Genomic DNA, 21,698 nt, shown 5'->3' on the forward strand with positions numbered 1-21,698 from the left:
GCGACGAGATCGACGCGAAGGTGGAGGAGGCCACCAAGGCCATCGCGCGGATGCTGCGCACCTGACGCGCCGGGCCGTGAGTCCGCGGGGGCGGGGGGGGGGTTTTCGCCCCCCCCCCCCCCTCCCCCCCCTCCCCCCCCCCCCCCCCCCCCCCCCCCCCCCCCCCCCAACCACCCCCCCCCCCCCCCCCCCCCTCCCCCCCCCCCCCCCCCCCCGCCCCCCCCCCCCCCCCCCCCCCCCCCCCCCCACTGCTCTTTTGCCGTTCCGGGCTCCCGGGTAAGGTTAGGTTAGCCTCACCGATCATCGGGACACTCGGTACGTCGGGGTGGCACGATCCATCCGACCCCGGCGGGAGGTGAACCGCGTGTACGTCTGCAGCTGCTTCGGTGTGACAGAGGCGCAGGTCAGGAAGCATGCGGAGGACGGCGCCTGCACGCCGCGGCAGATCGCCTCCGCCTGCAAGGCCGGCACCGACTGCGGTTCCTGTGTCCGTCGCATCCAGGCGCTGCTCGGCCGTGGCGCGTGCCCCCGCCGTGAGCTCGCCGACGAGGGCAAGCCGGTGCTCGCGGGGCTGGACGCCTCGGAACCCGCCCTCGAGGAAGCCGCCTAGTTCCGGCCACACGCCCGGCCTTCCGGCCGCCGGCCCGCCCGCTCCTAGCCCTCCGGCTGCTCGATGAGCTGCGCGAGGTACAGGGCCTCGCCGAGCTTGTCGAGCAGTTCGAGCTGGGTGTCGAGGTAGTCGATGTGGTGCTCCTCGTCCTCCAGGATCGACTCGAAGATGTTCGCCGAGGTGATGTCGCCCTTCTCGCGCATCACCTTGATGCCCCGCTTCAGCCGGTCGATCGCCTCCACCTCGATCTGCCGGTCCGCCTCGAACATCTCCTTGACCGACTGGCCGACCCGGACGTGGAACAGCCGCTGGTAGTTCGGCAGGCCGTCCAGGAACAGGATGCGGTCGGTGAGCACCTCGGCGTGCTTCATCTCGTCGAAGGACTCGTGCCGGGTGTACTTCGCGAGCTTCGTCCAGCCGAAGTTCTCCTGCATCTTCGCGTGCAGGAAGTACTGGTTGATCGCGGTCAGCTCACCGGTCAGCTGCTCGTTGAGGAATTCGAGGACCTCGGCGTCGCCGTTCATCGCAGCGGTTCCTTCCACAGGGGGATCGGGAGGTTGCCGCCGCATGATTGCACCGGCCGAGGAAGATCGTCCAGTAAGTGCGCACTTAGTAAGTAAGGGCATGCTTAGCGGCAGTTGTCCGATTTCGGGCCTGCGTGGTCATGTGCACCGTCCGGGGTCTGTCAGGATGGAGCCATGGGTCATCCGGTGGAGCGCGAATCTGGAGAAGCAGCACCGACCGAGCTTCCGCCGGGCCAGCGACTGCAGCGGGGCTGGCCGGTCACGCACTACGGACCCGTACCCAAGTTCCGCCCCGAGCGCTGGGAGTTCAGGGTCTTCGGGGCCACCGCCGACGGTGAGAAGCACTGCTGGAACCACGAGGAGTTCACGGCCCTGCCGTACACCTCCGTCGTGGCCGATCTGCACTGCGTCACGAAGTTCAGCATGGTCGGCGCGGAGTGGGGCGGCATCCCCGCCCGGACCGTCCTGGAGATCGCGCCGCCCGCCGCCGATGTCACCCATGTGATGGTGTGGGCGGAGTACGGCTTCAGCTCCAATCTGCGGCTGGCGGACTTCGCCTCCGAGCGTGCGATCTTCGCGACCCACAAGGACGGCGAACTCCTCACCGCCGAGCACGGCTTCCCGCTGCGCCTGATCGTCCCGCATCTGTACGCCTGGAAGGGGCCCAAGTGGGTCCGGGGTGTGGAGTACATGACCGCCGACCGCCGCGGCTTCTGGGAGGAGCGCGGCTATCACAACCTCGGCGACCCCTGGAAGGAACAGCGCTACTCCTACCAGGAGGGACCCGGCGACGGTCCCGAGCTGTAAGGCGTCGCCGATACACGCGAGAAGGGGCCCGGGGGTGATTCCCCGGCTCCCTTCTCGTGTCGGCTCCGCAGGTCAGTGGTGGTACTGGTGGACCACCGCGTGGCCCTTGCCGCGGCCGATCATCCACTTGTTGACCGGTGTGGTGATGATGAACGCGGCCACCAGGGCGATGGCCAGCACCCACCAGAACTTCGCGTCGTCGAGATGTGCGTCCATGGCGCCCGGCCACAGGGCGAGCACGCTGTTGTCGATCAGCTCCATCACGGCGATCGAGATCGTGTCGGCGGCCAGCGCGACCTTGATCGCGGCCTTCAGGTCGACCCCCGCCTTCAGTACGCCCCACAGGGTGAGCGAGTAGCCGAAGAGGAACGCCAGGGCGATCGCCAGGGTCATCGTCTGCATGTTTCCCCAGCCCAGCGCGGTGCCGATGATCATGCCCAGCACCTCGCCGATGGCGCACCCGGTGAGGCAGTGCAGGGTCGCCTTCGCGGCCATCGACCAGCTGGCCCCGCCGCCGTGATGGTGGGCGTGGTGGCCGTGGCCGGTGTGGTCGGCGTGATCGGTGTGGTCCTGGTGACCCGTGTGGGCGGTGTGGTCGACATGGGTCGCGTGATCGCCGTGGTGCGCCGGGTGGCTCCCGTGGCCGTGGCCTTCGTGGCTCTGGCCCTCGTGCTGCCGCGCGGTGTGCGTCTCGTGTTCCATGACTGCCCCCATAGCCGGATAACGGTTCCTGCGCTGTTGCAAGAACCGTATACCCCCCGGGGGTATTCCCGCCAGGGGTTATCCGTCGCGAAGCTTCTTCAGTCGCTCCACGTCGCCCGCGTGGCCCTCTTTCCCGCCGGGCGTCTCGATGATCAGCGGCACGCCCTCGGTCGCCGGGTGGGTCATCAGCGCGCGGAAGGGGTCCTCCCCGATGTGCCCGGCGCCGATGTTGGCGTGCCGGTCGCGGTGCGCGCCCACCCCGGCCTCGGAGTCGTTGGCGTGGATCAGCTTCAGCCGGCCCTCCCCGACCGTGTCCACCAGCAGATCCAGGGTCTGGTGCATGCCGCTCGGCCCGGTCAGGTCGTGCCCGGCGGCGAAGACATGGCAGGTGTCCAGGCAGATCCCCAGCTTCGGGTGGGCGTCCAGCGCCTCGAAGTACGGGCCGAAGTCCCAGGTGCGCGAGCAGAGCGAGAAGCCCTGGCCGGCCGTGGACTCCAGCAGCAGGAACGGGTCGTCGTCATGGGTCAGCTCGTCCAGCAGCGGCAGCATCCGCTCGCGCACCTGCCTCAGCGCCACCGCGCGCTCCCGGCCCCCGGTGGCGCTGCCGGTGTGCACGACCACGCCGAGCGCGCCGATCTCCCGGCCCCGCTGCAGCGAGTGCCGCAGCGAGGCGACCGAATGCTCGACGGTCGCCTCGGTGTGGGAGCCGAAGTTGATCAGATACGGGGCGTGCACGTACGCCGGGATCGACTCCTCGGCGCAGGCGGCCCGGAACGCCTCGTCCTCCCTGGGGTTCCCGGCCGGGGTCGCCCAGCCGCGCGGGTTGGCGACGAAGACCTGCACGGTCTCGGCCCTGAGCTCACGGGCGTAGGCCAGGCCCACGGTGCTCAGGCCGCCGGCGACGGGCACATGACTGCCGACGGGGTTGCGGGACGGACCGGGAGCCGGGCCGGAAGGGCGATGGGGCTGCTGCTCACTGCTCACCCGCTCAGGGTGTCATGGCCCCGGGGCCCGCCGGTCAGCCGATGTTGAGCGTGATCGTCGAACCCTTGGGGGCGAGCTCGCCGCCCGGCACCGACTGGCCCTCGACCGAGTCGCCGAACAGGTCCAGCAGCCCGCGGTCCTCCTTGACCTCGAAGCCGGCCCCCTCCAGCTTCTCCCGGGCCTCGTCCACGCTGTCGCCGACCACGTCCGGAACCTCGACCATGACCGGGCCCTTGGACAGGGTCAGCGTCACGGTGTCGCCCTCGGCGGCCTCGCCGCCCGAGTCCGGCGACTGGAGGGCGACCTGGCCCTTCTCGTGCTCGGAGTTGATCTGCGCGGAGGCCACCTCGACCTTCAGGCCCGCCTCCAGCAGCTCCGCGCGGGCGTCGGCCAGGTCCTCGCCGACCACGTCCGGGACGTCGACCGGGCTGCCCTTGCTGACGACGATCGCGATCGCCGTCCCCGCGCGCAGTTCGACGCCGCCCTCCGGGTCGGTGCGGAGCACCTCGCCCCTGGGCACCTCGTCGCTGAACTCGCGCGTGACCATGCCGGGTTCGAGGCCCTCGTTCTTCAGGGTCCGCTTGGCGTCGGCCACCTTCTCGCCGCGCAGCGCGGGCACCCGCACGGTCTCGGGGCCCCGGGAGACGGTGAGCGTCACCGAGTCGTTGTCCCGGATACGGGCGCCCGGCGCCGGGTCCGTGCTGATCACCAGGCCGCGCCGGACGGTGTCGCTGTAGGCCTGCTTGACCTCGCCCACCTCGAGCCCCGCGTCGGACAGCCGAGCCCGGGCCTGCTCCTCGGTCTTCGCCAGCACCGGCGGGACCTGGGTGAACTGGCCGGAGTTGATGTACCAGACGCCCGCGACCAGGCCCAGCACCACCAGCAGGGCCGCGACGAGGGAGACCAGTCCGCGCCGGGGCAGCGGGCGGCGGCGCGGCGGCAGCGGGGCGGGACTGGCCAGTCGGCTGGTGTGGTGCCGCTCCTCCTCGTTCACCGGCAGCGGGCGGGGGACCGTCAGCGAGCGCGGGATCACGCTCGTGCGGTCCTCCGCGTTCCCGTGCTCCGTGCTGAGCGCCTGCGGCGGCACCGCGTCCAGCTGCTCGTCGCTCAGCGCGGCCCGCGCCTCGCGCAGCCGCGCCAGCAGCGCCACCGCGTCGTACGGCCGGATCCCCGGGGTCCGCGCGGTCGCCGCGGCGACCAGCTCGTCCAGCTCGTACGCCAGCCCCGGCACGGACGCGGACGGCGGCGGAACGTCCTCGTGGACATGCTTGTAGAGGATCTGCGCGGGGGAGTCGCCGTGGTGCGGCTTGCCGCCGGTGAGCATCTCGTAGAGCATCACCCCGCACGCGTACACGTCCACTCGTGGGTCGGCGGTGCCGTGCTCGATCTGCTCGGGCGCGAGATACGCGACGGTCCCGAGGACCGTCCCGGTGGTGCTGGTGACGGTGTCCACCGACCGTACGAGCCCGAAGTCGGCGACCTTGACCCGGCCGTCGTCCCCTATGAGCACGTTCTCCGGCTTCATGTCCCGGTGCACGAAGCCGGCCCGGTGCGCGCCCCCCAGCGCGGCCAGCATCGGCTCCAGGATGTCCAGCGCGGCCCGCGGCTGGAGCGCGCCGCGCTCGCGCAGCACGTCCCGCAGGGTGCAGCCCGCGATGTACTCCATCGCGAGATACACGTACGACCCGTCGGCGCCCTGGTCGAACACTTGTACGACGTTGGGGTGTGCGAGCCGGGCCACGGACTTCGCCTCGCGGATGAACCGCTCCACGAACGACCCGTCCGCCGCCAGCGTCGGGTGCATCACCTTCAGCGCGAGCACGCGGTCGAGGCGGGTGTCCACGGCCCGGTAGACCGTGGCCATCCCGCCGACCGCGATCCGCGCCTCGACGCGATAACGCCCGTCGAGCACCTGCCCGACCAGAGGGTCCTGAAGGGTCGTGTCCACGCAGCGAGTCTACGAGCCACCACCGACACCCCCACCGCCCGCACGAGATAGCACCAAGACTGCAGCCGACCTGTGACCCACCGCCGTGCCCGCCCGTTCCGCAAGGGCGGAACGGGTGGGCACGGCCACCAACGCCCAGGACCTGCAGACCGACCGTCAGACGGCGACCCTCGGTAGGCGACAGCCAGAAGAGGCGCCCCTCAGAAAGCAGGCCGCTCAGGATCGAACCGCGCCAAGCCCTCCGCAGGAGAAGACGCCTCGGCGAAGTGCCGCTTGGGAATGCGCCCCGCCCGCAGGGCGAACCGCCCCGCCTCCACCCCCGCCTTCATCGCGGCAGCCATCAGCACAGGCTCCTGCGCCCGGGTCACCGCGGACGCCAGCATCACCCCCGCACACCCCAGCTCCATCGCCAGCGCCACGTCCGACGCCGTACCGGCACCCGCGTCCAGGATCACCGGCACGCGCGCGTGCTCCACGATCAGCTGGAAGTTGTGCGGGTTCCGGATACCCAGCCCCGACCCGATCGGCGACCCGAGCGGCATGACCGCCGCACAGCCCACGTCCTCCAGCTTCCGCGCGAGAACGGGGTCGTCGTTGGTGTACGGCAGCACGGTGAAACCGTCCTCCACCAGCGTCTCCGCGGCGTCCAGCAGCTCGACCGGGTCCGGCAGCAGCGTGCGCTCGTCGGCGATGACCTCCAGCTTGACCAGGTCCGTGCCGAGCGCCTCCCGGGCCAGCCGTGCGGTCAGCACCGCCTCGCCCGCGGTGAAGCAGCCCGCCGTGTTCGGCAGCACCCGGATGCCCAGCCGCTGCAGCACCGACAGCACCGAGCCCTGCACCGACGGGTCGACCCGGCGCATCGCCACGGTCGTCAGCTCCGTCCCGGATGCCAGCAGCGCCCGCTCCAGCACCTCCAGGCTCGGCGCGCCCCCGGTCCCCATGATCAGCCGGGAGCCGTACGTCGTACCGCCGAGGACGAAAGGATCGTCGGCCATGGTCAGCCTCCCTGTACGGCGGTGAGGACCTCGACACGGTCGCCCTCGGCGAGTGCGGTGGCGGACCACTGCGCGCGCGGGACGACGGTCTCGTTGAGGGCGGCGGCCACTCCGGAGGGGGCCGCGGTGAGGGATGTCACGAGCGTGTCGAGAGCCGTGCCCGGCTCGATCCGCCTGGGCTCGCCGTTGACCGAGATGTTCATACCGGCTGCTCCGAGAGTGCGAATCGCTTCGGGGTGAACGGGCGTGCCTCGTCCGGCAGTTCACCGGTGGCAAGGGCATGCGCCAGGGCGTCCCCGGTGACGGGCGTGAGGAGGACGCCGTTGCGGTAGTGGCCGGTGGCCAGCAGCAGGCCGTCCAGCCCGGTCGGGCCGAGCAGCGGCGCGTTGTCGGGGGAGCCGGGGCGCAGCCCGGCACGGGTCTCCGTCAGCGGCAGCTCGGTGATGCCGGGGACCAGTTCGTGGGCGTCGCGCAGCAGCTCGTACACGCCGCCCGCGGTGACGGTGGTGTCCCAGCCCAGCTCCTCGCTGGTGGCGCCGACGACCAGTTCGCCGTTCTCGCGAGGGACGAGGTAGACGTGGCTGCCGCGCACCACCGCGCGGACCGTCCGGTTGAGGAAGGGCGCGTACCGCTTCGGCACGGTCAGCCGCAGCACCTGCCCCTTCACCGGCCGTACCGGCGGCAGCAGATCGTCGGGCACCCCCGCCAGCTGTCCGCTGCGGCTGCCCGCGGCGAGCACGACCTGTCCGGCGCCCAGCAGGACACCCGAGCGCGTGAGAACGCCGGCCGCGCGCCCGCGCTCCACCACGAGCCGCTCGGCCCACTCCCGGTCGAAGCGCACCCCGGCCCGCTCGCAGGCCGTCACCAGCGCCGCGGCCAGCCGCCGCGGGTCGATCTGGTGGTCCCCGTCGACCCGCAGTCCGCCGCGCACCCCCGGCGCCAGCATCGGCTCCAGGCGCCGGCACTCGCGCCCCGACAGCCACTGCGAGTCCAGCCCCGACTGCTGCTGGAGGGCGTGCAGTTCACGCAGATGGGCCCGGTCGTCGGCGTCCAGCGCCACGGCCAGCGTGCCGCACTGCCGGTAGCCGAGGTCGTGCCCGGTGAGGTCGGTGAGCTCGGCGGCGAACTCCGGATAGCGGCGCGCCGAGGCGAGGTTGAGGCCGAGCAGGGTCTGCTCGCCGTAGTGCAGTTCGGTGACGGCGGCCAGCATCCCGGCCGCCACCTGCGCGGCTCCGCCGCCGGGCCCGGGGTCCACGACGGCCGTGGCGAAACCGCGCTGCGCGGCCCGCCAGGCCGTGACCAGACCGATGATGCCGCCCCCGACCACGAGGACGTCTGACGTACGCGACATGGGCGTCCAGCCCCTCCCTTCGCCGGCATGACCCGGATCAGGTTCGTACGGTCGGAGGCCGCCCGCCTCCCTCTCAGCCCGGTGCGCCGGGCTCCCGCGAGTGCTTTACGTTGGGCCCACCCTAGCTGTTGGTCCGGCGCGTCTGTAAGGGAGCCTTCGCCCATGCCCGGTTCGCTCGACGGTCTGATACTCGCCCCGGTCTCCGACCAGGCACCGGGACAGGTCGGGACCCGCACCCGGTTCACGTACCACGAGAAGGACGGGGAGATCTGGGCCGAGTACGCCGGGGGCGATGTCATGCGCGGGCATCTCGTGGGTACCCGGGAGGGGGACCGGCTCGACTTCCGGTACGTCCAGCTCGGTCGGGACGGCACCACCGCGTCCGGGCACTGCGTGTCGCTGGTGGTGGAACTGCCCGACGGGCGGATCAGGCTGGAGGAGACCTGGGAGTGGGAGTCGCGTCCGGGCAGCGGTACGAGCGTTGTGGAGCAGGTCACGGAACACGGCCCCTGACTGACAAATTGTCAGTTGTCTATGGTGATCAGGTGAGCGAGCAGACGCAGGAAAGAGGAGTGTCCGCGGGGCGGCGGGTCGTCGTCGTGGGCGCGGGGATGGCCGGTGTGCAGACCGCGGTCGCGCTGCGCGAGCAGGGCCACCCCGGCGCGGTCGTGCTGATCGGCGCCGAGCCCCATCAGCCCTACGACCGGCCGCCGCTGTCCAAGGCCGTGCTGCTCGGCACGGCCGAGGGCTCCGCGTTCGACGTCGACTTCGAGGCCCTCGACATCGAGCTGCACCTCGGCCGCGAGGTCCTCGGGGTGCGCCCGGACGACCACGAGCTGGACACCGCCGAGGGGCCGGTGCCGTACGACGTGCTGGTGCTGGCCACCGGCGCCGAACCGGTCCGGCTGCCCGGCACGGAGGGTGTCAGGGGCGTGCATCTGCTGCGCACCCTGGACGACGCCGAGCGGCTGCGGCCTGTGCTGGCCCGCCAGCACGACATCGTGGTCGTCGGCGCGGGCTGGATCGGCGCCGAGTTCGCCACCGCCGCGCGCGAGGCGGGCTGCGCGGTGACCGTCGTGGAGGCCGCCGACCGGCCGCTGGCCGGGGCCCTGCCCGCCGAGGTCGCCGCCCCGATGACCGCCTGGTACACCGACAGCGGCGCCGAACTGCGCACCCACGCGCGCGTGCGGCACGTCGAGCCCGGCGAGGTCGTCCTCGACGACGGCACCCGGCTGGCCGCCGGAGCGGTCGTAGTCGGCATCGGCGCCCGTCCCGCCACCGCCTGGCTCAAGGGTTCCGGCATCGAGCTGGGCGAGCACGGGGAGGTCGTGGCCGACGCCCATCTGCGCACCTCCGCCCCGGACGTCTACGCCGTCGGCGACTGCGCCTCCTTCCCGTCCGGGCGCTACGGCGAGCGGCTGCTGGTCCACCACTGGGACAACGCCCTCCAGGGCCCGCGCACGGTCGCCGAGAACATCATCGGCGCCCGGACCGGCGAGGCCCCGGCCGTGTACGACCCGGTGCCCTACTTCTGGTCCGAGCAGTTCGGCCGCTTCGTCCAGTTCGCCGGCCACCACTCCGCCGCCGACACCCTCCTGTGGCGCGGCGACCCCTCCGGTCCCGCCTGGTCCGTCTGCTGGCTCCGCGACAACCGCCTCACCGCCCTCCTGGCGGTGGGCCGCCCCCGAGACCTGGCCCAGGCCCGCAAACTGATCGAAGCCGGCACCCGAATGACCCCGTCCCTCCTGAAAGACCCCTCCCGCCCCCTAAAGGCAGCAACGGCCCCCTAGCACTCCAAAGGGGCGCGGGGCTGTGACATCTGCGGCTCCGCCGCGCGGGCGCGACAAGCCACAACGAACCCGCGCTCAAGAACCGACCCCGAAAAGGGGCGCGGGGCTGTGACATCTGCGGCTCCGCCGCGCGGGCGCGACAAGCCACAACGAACCCGCACCCAAGAACCGACCCCGAAAAGGGGCGCGGGGCTGTGACATCTGCGGCTCCGCCGCGCGGGCACGACAAGCCACAACGAACCCGCACCCAGGAACCGACCCCGAATAGGGGCGCGGGGAACTGCGCAAAAGCACCACCGCCCCCCACTCCCCGACCGACACTCACTCCTACGCCCCATCGCCGCCCCACCAGCGGAGCGCCTACGCTGGGAGGCGTGACCGAGATTGACACCAAGACCGACGCTCTCGTCCCCGCCTGGCTCACCCTCCCCGACATCGCCGAAATGCTCGACATCGAGGTGACGCGCGTGCGGCAGCTGGTCAAGGAGGGCCAGCTCATCGCCGTACGCCGAGGTGAGAACCGGGCCCTGCACGTCCCCGCCGCGTTCATCGACGGGGACAAGGTCGTCAAGGGCCTCACCGGCACCCTGACGCTCCTGCGGGACGACGGCTTCACCGACGAAGAGATGCTGGAGTGGCTGTTCACGCCCGACGACAGCCTGCCCGGCACCCCCGCCCAGGCACTCAGCGAGAATCGCGGCACGGAGGTGAAGCGCCGCGCCCAGGCGCTCGCCGTCTGACCTGATCAGCACCGGCGTACGGGCCGGGGGTCCGAGCCCCCGGCCCGTACGCATCCGAACGACGGGGGGAACACCCATGCCCGCGACCGCACGCGCCCAGCTCGCCGACGCCCGGCTCTACCTCTGCACGGACGCCCGCAGACGCCAGGGCGACCTGCCCGAATTCCTGGACGCGGTCCTCGAGGGCGGGGTCGACATCGTGCAGCTGCGCGACAAGGGCATGGAGGCCGGCGAGGAGCTGGAGCACCTGAAGGTCTTCGCCGACGCCTGCGCCCGGCACGGCAAGCTCCTCGCGGTCAACGACCGCGCGGACGTCGCGCACGCCGCCGGCGCCGACGTCCTGCACCTCGGCCAGGGCGACCTCCCGGTCCCCGCGGCCCGCGCGATCCTCGGCGAGGACGTCCTGGTGGGCCGCTCCACGCACAGCGAGGCGGAGGCCGCCGCGGCCGCCGTCCAGGAGGGCGTGGACTACTTCTGCACCGGTCCCTGCTGGCCCACCCCCACCAAGCCGGGCCGGCACGCCCCCGGCCTGGACCTCGTGCGCCGCACCGCCGCCCTCGGCACCGACCGCCCCTGGTTCGCCATCGGAGGCATCGACCTCGGCAACCTCGACGAGGTGCTCGACGCGGGTGCCCGCCGAGTGGTGGTCGTCCGGGCGCTGACCGAGGCCGACGACCCGGCGGCGGCCGCCGCGGAGCTCGCGAAGCGGCTACGGGCCGCATAGGCGGCGGCGATCTTCGAGCGTCGCTCCACTGGTCGTATAGCGAGACGGCTACAGGTGCGGATCGGGTCAATTCGGACGACCCCTGTCCACTCCCTGGACAAGAGTCCGGCAATTCGGGCAAATTTCCGGGATGTGGTTGGGGGACCGGCGACCCCTGGCTAACCTGCCGGTATGGCCCTAGGAACCGCATCGACCAGGACCGACCGCGCGCGCACTGTGCGTGACATCCTCGCCACCGGCAAGAAGACGTACTCCTTCGAGTTCTCCGCGCCGAAGACCCCCAAGGGCGAGAAGAACCTGTGGAGCGCGCTCCGCAGGGTCGAGGCGGTCTCTCCCGACTTCGTCTCCGTCACCTACGGCGCCGGCGGCTCGACCCGCGCGGGCACCGTCAAGGAGACCCAGCAGATCGTCGTGGACACGACCCTCACCCCGGTCGCCCACCTCACCGCGGTCAACCACTCCATCGCCGAGCTGCGCAACATCATCGGCCAGTACGCCGACGCCGGCATCCGCAACATGCTCGCCGTGCGCGGCGACCCGCCCGGCGACCCGATGGGCGACTGGGTGCCGCATCCCAAGGGCCTCACCTACGCCGCCGAACTCGTCCGACTCATCAAGGAGTCGGGCGACTTCTGCGTCGGCGTGGCGGCCTTCCCGGAGATGCACCCGCGCTCCGGCGACTGGGACACCGACGTCGAGCACTTCGTGGACAAGTGCCGGGCCGGAGCCGACTACGCCATCACGCAGATGTTCTTCCAGCCGGAGTCGTATCTGCGGCTGCGTGACCGAGTCGACGCCGCGGGCTGCGAGACCCCGGTGATCCCCGAGGTCATGCCCGTGACCAGCGTCCGGATGCTCGAGCGGCTGCCCCAGCTCAGCAACGCGCACATCCCGGACGAGCTGAAAGAGCGGATCCTCACAGCCAAAGACAATCCGACCGCTGTACGCTCCATTGGGATCGAGTTCGCCACGGAGTTCTGTGCACGGCTGCTGGCCGAGGGTGTCCCCGGACTGCACTTCATCACGCTCAACAACTCCACGGCGACTCTGGAAATCTACGAGAACCTGGGCCTGCACCACCCCCCGCAGGCCTAGACCTGCCGCACCGGTTTACGACACACTGCGTAGCGGTCACTGGGAGAGGGGCGTACATGGGCTGGACGGTCCTCTACATCGCGTTCGGCGTGGTCGCGCTGTGGCTGCTCGGCGAAGTGCTGCTGCAGTACAAGGCACGGCTGCGCTGGCGGCTGCTCGCGTTCGCGGGCTTCCTCGGCGTGGTCGCCGGTGTCCTGATCTCCTCGGTCGTGGTCATCGGCCTGGGTGCCTGTGCCTTCGCGGTCGGGCAGGTCTACGTCACGATGTCCTTCCGCCGCGGCTTCCAGGCCGGCTGGGCCTTCAACCGTCCCGGCGCCGACCGGGACGGTGACGACGACTACCAGGACCCGTCCCTGGAGGCCTCCGACCCGGAGGAGGACGACCGCGGCGCGGCCGCCGACTACCGCCGCGCGGACTCCGGCTACGCCCAGGACGACGACTACGACCGCGACGACGTCTTCACGCCGTCCCGCTCGGAGTCCGCGGCCGACGCCACCGGCGACGTCTACCAGCCGCAGCCCCTCCCCGAGGACACCGGCTCCTACGGCGTCTACACCGACGGCTACACCCAGGCCGCCCAGCAGCCCCAGCCCCAGGACCAGTACGCCGCGACCGCCCAGAGCACCGACCAGGGCTACGGCTACGACGCCTACTCCGGCTACGGCCAGCAGCAGTCCTACGGCTACGACACCACGGGCCAGCAGCAGTACGCCGCCTACTCCGACCCGTACATCGGCACCCAGGGCTACGACGGTGCCTCGTACGACACCAGCTACGGCGGCCAGCAGCAGTACGGGCAGCAGGCCTACGGCCAGGACCAGTACGCCACCGGCGGCTACGGCGAGTCGACCCCGGCCGGCGGCGTCTGGGTGCCGCAGCAGCGCACCGACGAGCAGTACGGCACCGACCCCTCCCAGGACCAGGGTTACTACCAGGGCGGCGACGGCCAGTCCCAGGGCACCGGCTACGACGAGCACTACCGCTACTGAGCGCGGCCCCCTCCGGTTCCTGAGGGGGCCTTGCCTCGCACGGCTGCCCGGGCCCGCGCGCCCACCGGCTCACTGAGAGCCGCGGAACTCCGGCCCCTCCACGATCAGACCCGCGACCAGGGCGCCCGACATGCCCGCGTGGGGCAGGCCGCCCCCGGGGTGGGCCCACCCGCCCGCGGCGAAGAGGCCCGGCAGGGCGGTGGAGTTGGCCGGATGCAGCATCCGACCCGCGCCCGCCGCGAGCGAGGGCGCCGGGATCCCGCCGCCTTCCGCGCCGGTCTCGGCCGCGATGTCGGCCGGGGTGCGGACCTCGTGCCACAGCAGCCGGTCACGCAGCCCGGGCAGGGCGCGCCCGGCTGTGGTGATCATGTCCTCGGCGTGCTGTGCGAGGGCCTCCGGCTCCGCCCGGCCCCCGTCCCTCAGGGCGGGAACGGCCGAGGTGAGCACCACCGCCTCATGGCCGGCGTCCGGCACCAGCGCCGGGTCGTCGGGCCGCAGCACGGTGACCGTGGGGTGTGCCACCCTCCCCGAGGGGCCGTGGCCGAAGAGCAGGTCCAGCTCGGCTTCACGGTCCCGCGCATGCACCACCGTCCGGTGAGCCGTCCCCTCCGGGCGCCCTCCGCGCAGCGCCAGCAGCACCGTCAGCCGGCTCGGCGTCCCGCGCCGCGGCGGCACCTCGCCCTCGGCGCGCGTGGCCGTGCCCGGGGTGAGGCGGTCCAGCACCTCGGGGGAGACACCGGCGACCACGAAGTCCGCCTCGGCCACCGTCGCGCCGTCGGCCAGCTCCACGCCCGCGGCGCGGCCGTCCTTCTCCAGGATCCGGGCGACCTCCGCGTCGAAGACGAACTCGACCCGGCGGGCCAGACACCGCTCGTACACCGCGCGGGCCAGCTCTCTCACGCCGCCCCGCACGTACCAGGTGCCGAAGGCGTGCTCCATGTACGGCAGGACCGCCGCGCTCGCGGGCGCCGTGCGCGGGTCCAGGCCGTGGGCGAGGGCGTGGCTCTCCAGCAGGGCGGCCAGCCGGGTGTCGCGCAGCTCCCAGGCGCCGATCTCGGCGAGGGTGGTGGCCCGGCGGGTGCGCAGGACACGCTTGTGCGGGACCGCCGGATAGGGCTCGCGGTCGGCCAGCACCGACCAGTTCGGCCACAGCGGCTCCTCCAGCAGGGGCCGGCGCGAGCGGTCCCAGGCCTCACGGGCCCGGACCAGGAAGTCGCCCCAGCGGGCGCCCGCGCCCTTGCCGAGGGCCTCGTCCAGCGCCGCGACCACACCCGCGCGCGAGGCGTTGGGCAGTGCGGCCTCGGTGCCGTCCGCGAAGACGTGCCGCGCGGACGGGTCGACCTGGACCAGCTCGACGAGGGACTCCAGCTGCTCCTTGCCGGTCTTGATGAACAGGTCGCGGTAGACCGCGGGCAGCGGGAGCAGCCCGGGGCCCGTGTCGAAGCGGAAGCCCTCGCGCTCCAGGCGGCGCACCCCGCCGCCGTAGGTGTCCGTCCGCTCGTACACCGTCACCCGGTGGCCCGCGACGGCCAGCCGGGCGGCTGTCGCCATCGCGCCCATCCCGGCGCCGATCACCGCAATCCGTGCCATGACCGCGACTTTATCGGCCACCGCTGACAATCCGGTCCCGGGGCCGTCCGGGGCCCCGCGCGGGCACTCAGGGGTGAGTATCCGTACCTAGGCACGGAGATGAGTACGCGCGCGGATGAGGCACCACGGGCCGGAACGGGAGAGTGGAGGCACGGAACGGGGCACTGCGCCGGCACCGCCGACACGGGGCGGCGGAACGGCGCGGCCCCCGACCGCTCCTTCCGCCGACCCGTTCGGCGGGAGCGAGGCAGGGGGGAACCCGGGGGACGACCGCACGGGGGACCGTCGGGGGACAAGGGGGAGCACGGGGGAAGTGAGGCGCCGGTCCGGTCCGGCCCGCGGGGGACGCGGCCGAACCGGACCGGCGCTCTCGTGTGCCCGTGCCCGTTCCTGTCGTACGCCGTTCAGCGGCGGCCGCTGACCCGCCCCTGGAGCAGCCGGGACAGGGCCGCGTGGACGTCGTCCAGCGAGCGTTCCGGCTGGAACGACTGCCAGTCCAGGGCGGCCACGAGCACCATGCCCACCAGAGCGGCCGCGGTCAGCTGGATGTCGATCTCCTCGCTGAGCTCGCCGTTCTTCACGCCCGCCCGCAGCACGTCCTCGACGACCGCGACGACCTGCCGGCGCACCACCATCAGCGTGGACTGCCAGGCCCGGTTGGTGCGCCACAGCTCGGCCACGTACAGCTGGGTGAAGGCCGGGTAGCGGGCGATGAAGCCGAGGCCGGCGCGGATCATCGCGTCCAGGGCGTCCACCTGGGAGCCGCCGCCCCGCACCGTCTCCTCGGCCGCCTCCTGGAGGGAGGCGGTCAGCAGTCCCACGCCGTGCCGCAGCAGCTCCTCGAAGAGGACCGACTTGCTGGCGAAGTTGTAGTAGACGGTGCCCTTCGCGACCCCGGCCCGTTCGGCGATCTCGTCCACCGTGGTGGCGGAGAAGCCCTGCTCGGCGATGAGGGTGACCGCGGCCTCGTAGAGCTTCTGCCGGGTGGCCTCGCGGCGGGTGCTGCCGCCCGACGTGGCGCTGCTGCTTTCCATGGTCCCGATTGTCACAGCAACCGGGGCCCCCGACGGCACGGAGGGCGGTGCCTTCGGCGGCTCGACGGAGCGCGGGGTTCTCACAGGCTCAGCTCCGGGTGCAGCCGGTCCAGCGTCCACACCTGCTTGCTCCGGGCCGACAGGGCGGTCAGCGCGAGCGCCCCGGCCGTGAACGCGGCCAGCACCGCGACGGCCTGCCACACCGGGCCCAGCCCGCCGCCGCTGATCAGGCGCCGCAGGGCCTCCACGACGTAGGTCATGGGCAGATAGGGGTGGATCGCGTTGAAGAAGCCCGGACTGGTCTGCACGGGGTAGGTGCCGCCCGCCGAGGTCAGCTGGAGCATCAGCACGGCGAGGACCAGGATGCGCCCGGCCGCACCGAAGCGGGCGTTGAGCCACTGCACGATCGCCGCGAAACAGGCCGTCACCAGGCACAGGAAGGCCACCGTCCCGGCCGCCCGCGCCATCTGGAGGCCGATCGCCCAGTGCAGCACCGCGATCAGGGCGGACGTCTGGAGCGCGCCGATCGCCACGACCGGCAGCCAGCCCGCCAGCGCGATCCGCCAGGCGGAGGCGCCCGCGGCCAGGGCCCGCCGGTTGAGCGGGGAGATCAGCATGTAGGCGACCATCGCGCCGACCCACAGGGACAGCGGGATGAAGTACGGGGCGAAACCGGTGCCGTAGTTGGGCGCCTTGTGCAGGGCCTGGCTGGCGAGCTGGACCGGGTCGGCCATGACCGCGGTGCGCCGGTCGCGCTCCGGCTCGTCGTAGTCGGGGATCTGCTCGGCCCCGTCGTGCAGGCCGTCGGCGAGCTTCCCGGAGCCGTCGACGAGTTTGAACAGGCCGCCGTTCAGGTCGAAGGCGCCCGTCTTGAGCCGGCCGACGCCCTCGTCCAGGTCGACCGCGCCGGTCCTGGCGGTGCCCAGGCCGGAGTGCAGCTTCTTCGCCCCGGCGGCGACCTTGCCGGCGCCCGTGTTCAGCTTGTTGATCTTGGAGACGGCCTCGTCCAGGTCCTCCGACAGATGCGGGGCCCGGTCGGCGAGTGCCTGGGCCTGCTTCTGGAGGGTGGCCAGATGCCGGTCGAGCTCGTCCAGTTCACCCTCGGGGTCGGCGGCCAGGTCCTTGAGGTCCTGGGCGATCCCGGCGACGTCGGCGGCCGCGTCCTTGGCGATCTTCAGATCCGGGCAGGCCGCGTCGGGCCCGGCGGCGGGCACCACGTCGGCGGGGGAGCCGGAGGCCGCGGGGGCGGGCAGCGCCGGCGCGGTGCCGTCCTCGCAGCGGGTGCGGTACACCTCCGCCAGCCGGTCGGACGCATCGCTCGCGTCCCGCGCGGCGGCCGGGGCGCGCTCCTCGAGCTCGTCCAGGTTGTCGCGCACCGCCTTGGCGGCGTCGGCGACGAACTGGGCCGTCTCCCCGATGCTCTTCTCGTTCTCGCGCAGGAACGGGCCGACCTTGTCGGCGAGTCCGTTGACCTTGTCGGCGAGCGCCTGGGTGCCCTCGGCGACGCTCGCGGAGCCGTCCTCCAGGTCGCCCGCGCCCGAGTCGAGCTTCTTGACGCCCTTGGAGAGGTCGCCGCTGCCGCTCTTGGCGTCCTTCAGGCCGTCGGCGAGGTCCTTGGAGCCCTTCTCCGCCTTGTCGATGCCGCCTTTGAGCCGGTCGGCCCCGCTCGCGGCCTTCTCGGTCGCGCCGTGGATGTCGGAGAAGGAGATGAAGATCTTGTCCAGGAAGGACCGCGAGGTCTTCGTCGACGCCGCCGTGCGCACCTCGCTGAAGACCGTCCGGGAGATCTGGCCGACGATGTAGTTGTTCGCGTCGTTGGTGCGCACCTGGAGGGCGCCCGTCTCCGGGGAGTCGCCCGAGCTGGAGGAGATGCGCTCGCTGAAGTCGGCGGGCATGGTCAGCGACAGGTAGTAGGTGCCGTCCTCGACGCCCGCGCGGGCGTCCTCGGCGCTCACCTCCCGCCAGTCGAAGACGTCGCTCTCGCGCAGCTTCTCGGTGATGTCGTCGCCCACGTGGACCTTCCTGCCGTCGGCGGTCGCGCCCCTGTCGTCGTTCACCAGGGCGACCGGGAGGCGGTCCAGGCGGCTGTACGGGTCCCAGAACGACCACAGGTACAGCGCGCCGTAGAGCAGCGGCAGCAGCAGGAGCGCGACCAGGGCGGCCCGGGGGAGCCGGCCCCGGGCGAACCTCCGCAGCTCAAGAGCGGCCAGTTTCGGCGAGCGCATCGGCCGCCTCCTTCTTCGGGTCGTCGGCGTCCGGGCGGGCGGGGTGCGTGTCGTCGTCGGGGTCGGCCGGGGCCGGGGCCGGTGTCGCGTCGGCGTCCGGGTCCGTACCGGCCGTGGCGCTCCGGTCCCCGGCGGGGGCGTCCTCGGGGCTCGCGCCGCGCCGGTCCTCGGTGGTGGCGTCCGTGTCGGCCGCGGCCGACCTCGCGTTTGTGTCCTCGTCGGCCGTGTCCGCCGGGGCGCCCCCCGGAGCCCCGGTGGACACGGCCACCGCCCCCTCGGGGGCCTCGCTGCACACGGCCAGCACGGTCGTGCCGCCCGCGGCCAGCGAGCCGAGCAGGGACCAGACCTCGGCCCGCTCGGAGTCGGAGAGCTTCAGATCGGTGTCGTCGACGCCGAGCAGCCTCGGCCGGCCGATCAGCGCCAGCGCGACGGACAGCCGCAGCGCCTCCAGCCGCTCCAGATCGCGTACGGCTGTCCGTGACCCCTTGGGCAGGGCCGCGAGGTCGAGACCGGCGGCGGCCAGCGCGGTGTCGATCCGCAGCGCCGCCTCGGCCCGGCGCTCCCGGCGGGGCCGCAGCAGCGCGCGGACGGAGGCGGTGAAACGCCGCTGGAGCAGCGCGCGCTCGTGCAGATGCTCGGCGACGGTCAGCGCCGGGTCGAGGTCGGTGACCCCGGGCACGTGCGCCAGGGCGCTGACGCCTCGCACGGCGGCCATCCGCCGGGGCAGGGCCAGGTCGCCCACGGCCGCGGTCCCCCGCGTGGCCTTCATCCGGCCGGTCAGGGCGAGCAACAGACAGGTGCGCCCCGTTCCCGACGGTCCCTCGATCGCGATCAGCGATCCCGGCGGCGCGTCGACCGCGACATCGCGGAACGCCCACCCCCTCGGTCCTTCGAGCCCGAAGTCCCGGGCCGTGACGGCGAGACCGCCGCCGTCGGCTACGGCTTCCCCCATGACCTCCCCCTGCTTCCCCGTTTTTGAACTGACTGGTCAGTCCAAAAACTAGCCCGAACCTCGCCGTGAAGCAAAAGCCGCGGCGCCCCGAGCCCCGGCCGCACGAGGGTTCGAACCTGTGATCGAGGGAAAAGACCAGGTCGGAACGGATTGTCAGTGGCATAGCTCACGATGGGCACATACGGCGGTCCGTATCAGGATCTGCCGTCCACAGACGACAGGAGGTTCGTCATGGCCAGCTACCACGCAGCCGCCGCGCGCCGGCGCAGCGCCACCGGCCCTGCCCCCTCACCGACCGGTCCGGCGAGCGACGTGCACCCCGTCCTGCGCCGGTCCTCGGCCCCTCCCGCCGCCCTCGACCTGCTCGCCCAGGCCCGTGCCGGACTCGACGAGGCCGCCGTCCTGGAAACCCCCAACGAGCGCTACGCCACGGCCCACCTGGCCGCGTTGCGCACCGCCGCAGCCGTGCTCGCCGCGCGGGGCCGGCCCGAACCCACGCCCAGGCGCCGCGCCCGTATCCGGAGCGCCTGGGAAGTGCTCCCCGAGATCGCGCCCGAGCTCAGCGAGTGGAGCGCGCTGTTCGCCTCCGGGGCCCGCCGCCGCGCGCGGGCCGAGGCCGGCATCCAGGGCGCGGCCACCCGTCGGGACGCCGACGACCTGATACGCGACGTGGCCGTGTTCGTCCGCCTCGTCGAGCGCATGCTCCTCCTCCAGCCGGTGCTGCCCCAGCCCCGGCCCGACACCGACGCCGCCGGCCCGCCGACCACCCCTGCCCCCGCCCCGAGAAGTCCACATCACGAGATGCCCGACGCCGGCTGAGCGGACGCCCCGGGCGCGATGACCTGTCAGGACGGTGAAGGCAATAGGGTGGAGACGCCTGATGCCCTCCCCGCCCCGCACCCCGGAGGACGGAGGGGGCGACCGTTCGCTCCGCCGCGCAAGAGGCGGTGCCGCGCCGAGGAGTCAATGCCGTGTCGGACCCGATGCGCCCGCCCGTCACCCACCATCACCCTCATGCGGCGTCGTTGCGCTCCGACCCCCCTCGTCCTCGTGCGTCCCTCCGTACCGCCGTTGTCTGGGAGGTCCTGCGCGACGCCCTGGAGCGACGGGTCAAGGCCACGGGCCGGGAGTCGCTGGACGTCCTCGACACCGGAGGCGGCAGCGGCAACTTCGCGGTGCCCGCGGCCCGGCTCGGCCACCGGGTGACGGTCGTCGACCCCAGCCCCAACGCCCTGTTCGCCCTGGAGCGCCGTGTCGCCGAGGCCGGGGTCGCCGACCGGGTGACGGGGGTGCAGGGCGATGTGCACGGCCTGTTCGACGTGGTCGAGCGCGGCGCGTACGACGCCGTGCTCTGCCACGGTGTGCTGGAGTACGTCGACGACCCCGCCGAGGGGCTGCGCAACGCGGTGGCCGCGCTGCGCTCCGAGGGTGTGGTCAGCGTGCTCGCCGCCGGGCTCGGCGGTGCCGTGCTCGCCCGCGCCCTGGCCGGGCACTTCAAGGAGGCCAAGCAGGCACTGTCGGACCCGGACGGCCGTTGGGGCCAGGGCGACCCGATGCCGCGCCGGTTCACGGCCGAGCAGCTCTCCGCGCTGGTCGAGGGCGCCGGGCTGGAGGTCGGCGCCGTGCACGGCGTACGGGTCTTCGCCGACCTCGTGCCGGGCGTGCTGGTGGACACCGAGCCGGGCGCCCTGGAGGCGCTGCTCAGGCTGGAGGAGGCCGCGGCCGAGGTGCCCGCGTTCCACGCGGTGGCCACCCAGCTCCATGTGCTGGGTGAGCTGCGTGGGGCGGACGGTGCCTGAGTGCCGGCTGTGACGCGGCGCTGATCAGCGGGGTCGTCTCCGCATGGAGTCCGCCACAGGCCCCCCGATCGGATGGTTCGCGCCGTATGATCGAGGGAGACCGCCCCGGCATGACGGGTCGGCCGCCGGGGAATGAACCCTCAGCGGGCCGAGCCGCGCATGGCGGGATCTGGTTGGCCAAATGGCGCAGAGGGGCGGGTTTCACGGGGGCGATTCCCTGCCTATCCTGAAGGGACCCCCCGGGTCGCCCCGGCGACTGCACGATGAGGAGGACTCCGTGCCGCTCTCTGAGCACGAGCAGCGAATGCTTGAGCAGATGGAGCGAGCGCTGTACGCCGAAGACCCCAAGTTCGCGACAGCGCTTGAGGGAAGCGGGCTGCGTACGTACACCCGGCGACGGGTCTACCAGGCGGTCGCGGGCTTCCTCGTAGGTATCGCGCTCCTCATGGCTGGAATGGTCGCCAAGCAGGTGTGGCTCAGCGTGGTGGGCTTCCTCGTCATGCTGGGCTGTGCGGTACTCGCGGTGACCGGCTGGCGCAAGGCGCCCAGGCCTGGCGAACAGCACGCAGCCGGTCAGCACGGCCGCCATCAGGGGCGTCAGCGGCGTTCCATGATGGACCGCATCGAGCAGCGCTGGCAGCGGCGCCGCGACGAGCAGCAGGGCCACTGATCCACATCCTCGCTCCCACGACGTAGACATGGCGTGAGGGGGGGGGGGGGGGGGGGGGGGGGGGGAAGGAGGCGGCGGGGGGGGAGGGGGGGGGCTGCTCACCAGAGCGCTGGCCGCCGGCGTACCGGCACATCGTGTCGCGGAACTGACGGGCGAGGACCTGGCGGTC

General features: G+C 72.6%; 22 protein-coding genes and 1 riboswitch. Of the genes, 11 read left to right on the forward strand and 11 right to left on the reverse strand.

Annotation, left to right across the window (positions count from 1 at the left end):
- Positions 1–355 precede the first annotated feature (355 nt).
- Positions 356–610, forward strand: a complete 255-nt coding sequence (locus ACZ6SQ_RS27240) for a (2Fe-2S)-binding protein (RefSeq protein ID WP_386384867.1) — start codon at positions 356–358, stop codon at positions 608–610.
- A gap of 44 nt (positions 611–654) precedes the next feature.
- Here the strand turns inward: ACZ6SQ_RS27240 and bfr are convergent, their stop codons facing one another.
- Positions 655–1,134 carry a bacterioferritin gene (gene bfr / locus ACZ6SQ_RS27245; protein ID WP_386384817.1) on the reverse strand — a complete coding sequence of 160 codons (480 nt, stop codon included), beginning with the start codon at positions 1,132–1,134 and terminating at the stop codon, positions 655–657.
- A 174-nt stretch (positions 1,135–1,308) separates the two neighbouring features.
- Here bfr and ACZ6SQ_RS27250 point away from each other — a divergent pair, with 174 nt between their 5' ends.
- Positions 1,309–1,941, forward strand: a complete 633-nt coding sequence (locus ACZ6SQ_RS27250) for a sulfite oxidase-like oxidoreductase (protein WP_469566503.1) — start codon at positions 1,309–1,311, stop codon at positions 1,939–1,941.
- Between the two features lie 72 nt (positions 1,942–2,013).
- Here ACZ6SQ_RS27250 and ACZ6SQ_RS27255 read toward each other — a convergent pair whose 3' ends face one another.
- The 6 genes from ACZ6SQ_RS27255 to thiO form a co-directional block, all read right to left on the reverse strand.
- Positions 2,014–2,643, reverse strand: a complete 630-nt coding sequence (locus tag ACZ6SQ_RS27255; RefSeq protein WP_469566504.1) for a DUF4396 domain-containing protein — start codon at positions 2,641–2,643, stop codon at positions 2,014–2,016.
- A 78-nt stretch (positions 2,644–2,721) separates the two neighbouring features.
- The gene (locus tag ACZ6SQ_RS27260) at positions 2,722–3,627 is read right to left on the reverse strand and encodes a deoxyribonuclease IV (protein WP_469566506.1); all 906 of its coding nucleotides are present in this window, start codon (positions 3,625–3,627) and stop codon (positions 2,722–2,724) included.
- A 34-nt stretch (positions 3,628–3,661) separates the two neighbouring features.
- Positions 3,662–5,575: a Stk1 family PASTA domain-containing Ser/Thr kinase gene (gene pknB, locus ACZ6SQ_RS27265; RefSeq protein ID WP_469566508.1), complete on the reverse strand. Its 1,914-nt coding sequence runs from the start codon at positions 5,573–5,575 to the stop codon at positions 3,662–3,664.
- Positions 5,576–5,775: 200 nt separating this feature from the next.
- Positions 5,776–6,570, reverse strand: coding sequence for a thiazole synthase (locus ACZ6SQ_RS27270; protein ID WP_386384828.1), 795 nt, complete (start codon positions 6,568–6,570; stop codon positions 5,776–5,778).
- Positions 6,571–6,572: 2 nt separating this feature from the next.
- Complete coding sequence (thiS, locus tag ACZ6SQ_RS27275; RefSeq protein WP_469566510.1) at positions 6,573–6,773, reverse strand: sulfur carrier protein ThiS; 201 nt, start codon at positions 6,771–6,773, stop codon at positions 6,573–6,575.
- Positions 6,770–7,921: a glycine oxidase ThiO gene (gene thiO, locus ACZ6SQ_RS27280; RefSeq protein WP_469566512.1), complete on the reverse strand. Its 1,152-nt coding sequence runs from the start codon at positions 7,919–7,921 to the stop codon at positions 6,770–6,772. The genes thiS and thiO overlap by 4 nt, the downstream gene beginning before the upstream one ends.
- A riboswitch (TPP riboswitch) is annotated at positions 7,919–8,029 on the reverse strand. Its footprint overlaps the gene before it by 3 nt.
- A gap of 54 nt (positions 8,030–8,083) precedes the next feature.
- Between thiO and ACZ6SQ_RS27285 the strand changes: the two genes are divergently transcribed.
- The 6 genes from ACZ6SQ_RS27285 (at position 8,084) to ACZ6SQ_RS27310 (ending at position 13,259) form a co-directional block, all read left to right on the forward strand.
- Positions 8,084–8,434, forward strand: coding sequence for an avidin-fold protein (locus tag ACZ6SQ_RS27285; protein ID WP_469566514.1), 351 nt, complete (start codon positions 8,084–8,086; stop codon positions 8,432–8,434).
- A gap of 32 nt (positions 8,435–8,466) precedes the next feature.
- Positions 8,467–9,711 (forward strand): NAD(P)/FAD-dependent oxidoreductase, encoded by a 1,245-nt coding sequence (locus tag ACZ6SQ_RS27290; RefSeq protein ID WP_469566516.1) that lies wholly within the window; start codon positions 8,467–8,469, stop codon positions 9,709–9,711.
- Between the two features lie 374 nt (positions 9,712–10,085).
- Positions 10,086–10,451 carry an Rv2175c family DNA-binding protein gene (locus tag ACZ6SQ_RS27295; RefSeq protein WP_469566517.1) on the forward strand — a complete coding sequence of 122 codons (366 nt, stop codon included), beginning with the start codon at positions 10,086–10,088 and terminating at the stop codon, positions 10,449–10,451.
- A 76-nt stretch (positions 10,452–10,527) separates the two neighbouring features.
- The gene (thiE, locus tag ACZ6SQ_RS27300) at positions 10,528–11,175 is read left to right on the forward strand and encodes a thiamine phosphate synthase (RefSeq protein WP_469566519.1); all 648 of its coding nucleotides are present in this window, start codon (positions 10,528–10,530) and stop codon (positions 11,173–11,175) included.
- Positions 11,176–11,346: 171 nt separating this feature from the next.
- On the forward strand, positions 11,347–12,270 hold the full coding sequence (gene metF / locus ACZ6SQ_RS27305) for a methylenetetrahydrofolate reductase [NAD(P)H] (protein WP_386384843.1): 924 nt from the start codon (positions 11,347–11,349) through the stop codon (positions 12,268–12,270).
- Between the two features lie 56 nt (positions 12,271–12,326).
- Positions 12,327–13,259 carry an SCO2102 family sporulation regulator gene (locus ACZ6SQ_RS27310; RefSeq protein ID WP_469566521.1) on the forward strand — a complete coding sequence of 311 codons (933 nt, stop codon included), beginning with the start codon at positions 12,327–12,329 and terminating at the stop codon, positions 13,257–13,259.
- A 69-nt stretch (positions 13,260–13,328) separates the two neighbouring features.
- Here the strand turns inward: ACZ6SQ_RS27310 and ACZ6SQ_RS27315 are convergent, their stop codons facing one another.
- From ACZ6SQ_RS27315 to ACZ6SQ_RS27330, 4 genes are all read right to left on the reverse strand, one after another.
- Positions 13,329–14,849 carry a phytoene desaturase family protein gene (locus ACZ6SQ_RS27315; protein ID WP_469566523.1) on the reverse strand — a complete coding sequence of 507 codons (1,521 nt, stop codon included), beginning with the start codon at positions 14,847–14,849 and terminating at the stop codon, positions 13,329–13,331.
- Between the two features lie 404 nt (positions 14,850–15,253).
- Positions 15,254–15,883, reverse strand: coding sequence for a TetR/AcrR family transcriptional regulator (locus tag ACZ6SQ_RS27320; RefSeq protein WP_389329638.1), 630 nt, complete (start codon positions 15,881–15,883; stop codon positions 15,254–15,256).
- An 80-nt stretch (positions 15,884–15,963) separates the two neighbouring features.
- Positions 15,964–18,108, reverse strand: a complete 2,145-nt coding sequence (locus ACZ6SQ_RS27325) for a YhgE/Pip family protein (protein WP_469566525.1) — start codon at positions 18,106–18,108, stop codon at positions 15,964–15,966.
- Positions 18,080–19,060 carry an ATP-binding cassette domain-containing protein gene (locus ACZ6SQ_RS27330; RefSeq protein ID WP_469566527.1) on the reverse strand — a complete coding sequence of 327 codons (981 nt, stop codon included), beginning with the start codon at positions 19,058–19,060 and terminating at the stop codon, positions 18,080–18,082. The genes ACZ6SQ_RS27325 and ACZ6SQ_RS27330 overlap by 29 nt, the downstream gene beginning before the upstream one ends.
- A 231-nt stretch (positions 19,061–19,291) precedes the next feature.
- Between ACZ6SQ_RS27330 and ACZ6SQ_RS27335 the strand changes: the two genes are divergently transcribed.
- The 3 genes from ACZ6SQ_RS27335 to ACZ6SQ_RS27345 all read left to right on the forward strand — a co-directional run bounded on the left by ACZ6SQ_RS27335 (position 19,292) and on the right by ACZ6SQ_RS27345 (position 21,529).
- Complete coding sequence (locus ACZ6SQ_RS27335; RefSeq protein WP_469566529.1) at positions 19,292–19,879, forward strand: SAV_6107 family HEPN domain-containing protein; 588 nt, start codon at positions 19,292–19,294, stop codon at positions 19,877–19,879.
- 152 nt (positions 19,880–20,031) lie between these two features.
- Positions 20,032–20,859 carry a methyltransferase gene (locus ACZ6SQ_RS27340; RefSeq protein WP_469566531.1) on the forward strand — a complete coding sequence of 276 codons (828 nt, stop codon included), beginning with the start codon at positions 20,032–20,034 and terminating at the stop codon, positions 20,857–20,859.
- 277 nt (positions 20,860–21,136) lie between these two features.
- Positions 21,137–21,529, forward strand: coding sequence for a DUF3040 domain-containing protein (locus ACZ6SQ_RS27345; protein WP_356697056.1), 393 nt, complete (start codon positions 21,137–21,139; stop codon positions 21,527–21,529).
- The last annotated feature ends 169 nt before the right edge of the window (positions 21,530–21,698 follow it).

It is taken from the genome of Streptomyces sp. NPDC048600, from assembly GCF_055587025.1.

Bases quoted from the DNA above. Each gene is read 5' to 3' on its own strand.
- ACZ6SQ_RS27270 (WP_386384828.1), bottom strand. From the start codon at position 6,570: ATGGCCGACGATCCTTTCGTCCTCGGCGGTACGACGTACGGCTCCCGG.
- ACZ6SQ_RS27255 (WP_469566504.1), bottom strand. From the start codon at position 2,643: ATGGAACACGAGACGCACACCGCGCGGCAGCACGAGGGCCAGAGCCAC.
- ACZ6SQ_RS27320 (WP_389329638.1), bottom strand. From the start codon at position 15,883: ATGGAAAGCAGCAGCGCCACGTCGGGCGGCAGCACCCGCCGCGAGGCC.
- ACZ6SQ_RS27315 (WP_469566523.1), bottom strand. From the start codon at position 14,849: ATGGCACGGATTGCGGTGATCGGCGCCGGGATGGGCGCGATGGCGACA.
- ACZ6SQ_RS27335 (WP_469566529.1), top strand. From the start codon at position 19,292: ATGGCCAGCTACCACGCAGCCGCCGCGCGCCGGCGCAGCGCCACCGGC.
- thiE (WP_469566519.1), top strand. From the start codon at position 10,528: ATGCCCGCGACCGCACGCGCCCAGCTCGCCGACGCCCGGCTCTACCTC.
- ACZ6SQ_RS27250 (WP_469566503.1), top strand. From the start codon at position 1,309: ATGGGTCATCCGGTGGAGCGCGAATCTGGAGAAGCAGCACCGACCGAG.
- ACZ6SQ_RS27325 (WP_469566525.1), bottom strand. From the start codon at position 18,108: ATGCGCTCGCCGAAACTGGCCGCTCTTGAGCTGCGGAGGTTCGCCCGG.
- metF (WP_386384843.1), top strand. From the start codon at position 11,347: ATGGCCCTAGGAACCGCATCGACCAGGACCGACCGCGCGCGCACTGTG.
- thiO (WP_469566512.1), bottom strand. From the start codon at position 7,921: ATGTCGCGTACGTCAGACGTCCTCGTGGTCGGGGGCGGCATCATCGGT.
- thiS (WP_469566510.1), bottom strand. From the start codon at position 6,773: ATGAACATCTCGGTCAACGGCGAGCCCAGGCGGATCGAGCCGGGCACG.
- ACZ6SQ_RS27330 (WP_469566527.1), bottom strand. From the start codon at position 19,060: ATGGGGGAAGCCGTAGCCGACGGCGGCGGTCTCGCCGTCACGGCCCGG.
- ACZ6SQ_RS27310 (WP_469566521.1), top strand. From the start codon at position 12,327: ATGGGCTGGACGGTCCTCTACATCGCGTTCGGCGTGGTCGCGCTGTGG.
- ACZ6SQ_RS27285 (WP_469566514.1), top strand. From the start codon at position 8,084: ATGCCCGGTTCGCTCGACGGTCTGATACTCGCCCCGGTCTCCGACCAG.
- bfr (WP_386384817.1), bottom strand. From the start codon at position 1,134: ATGAACGGCGACGCCGAGGTCCTCGAATTCCTCAACGAGCAGCTGACC.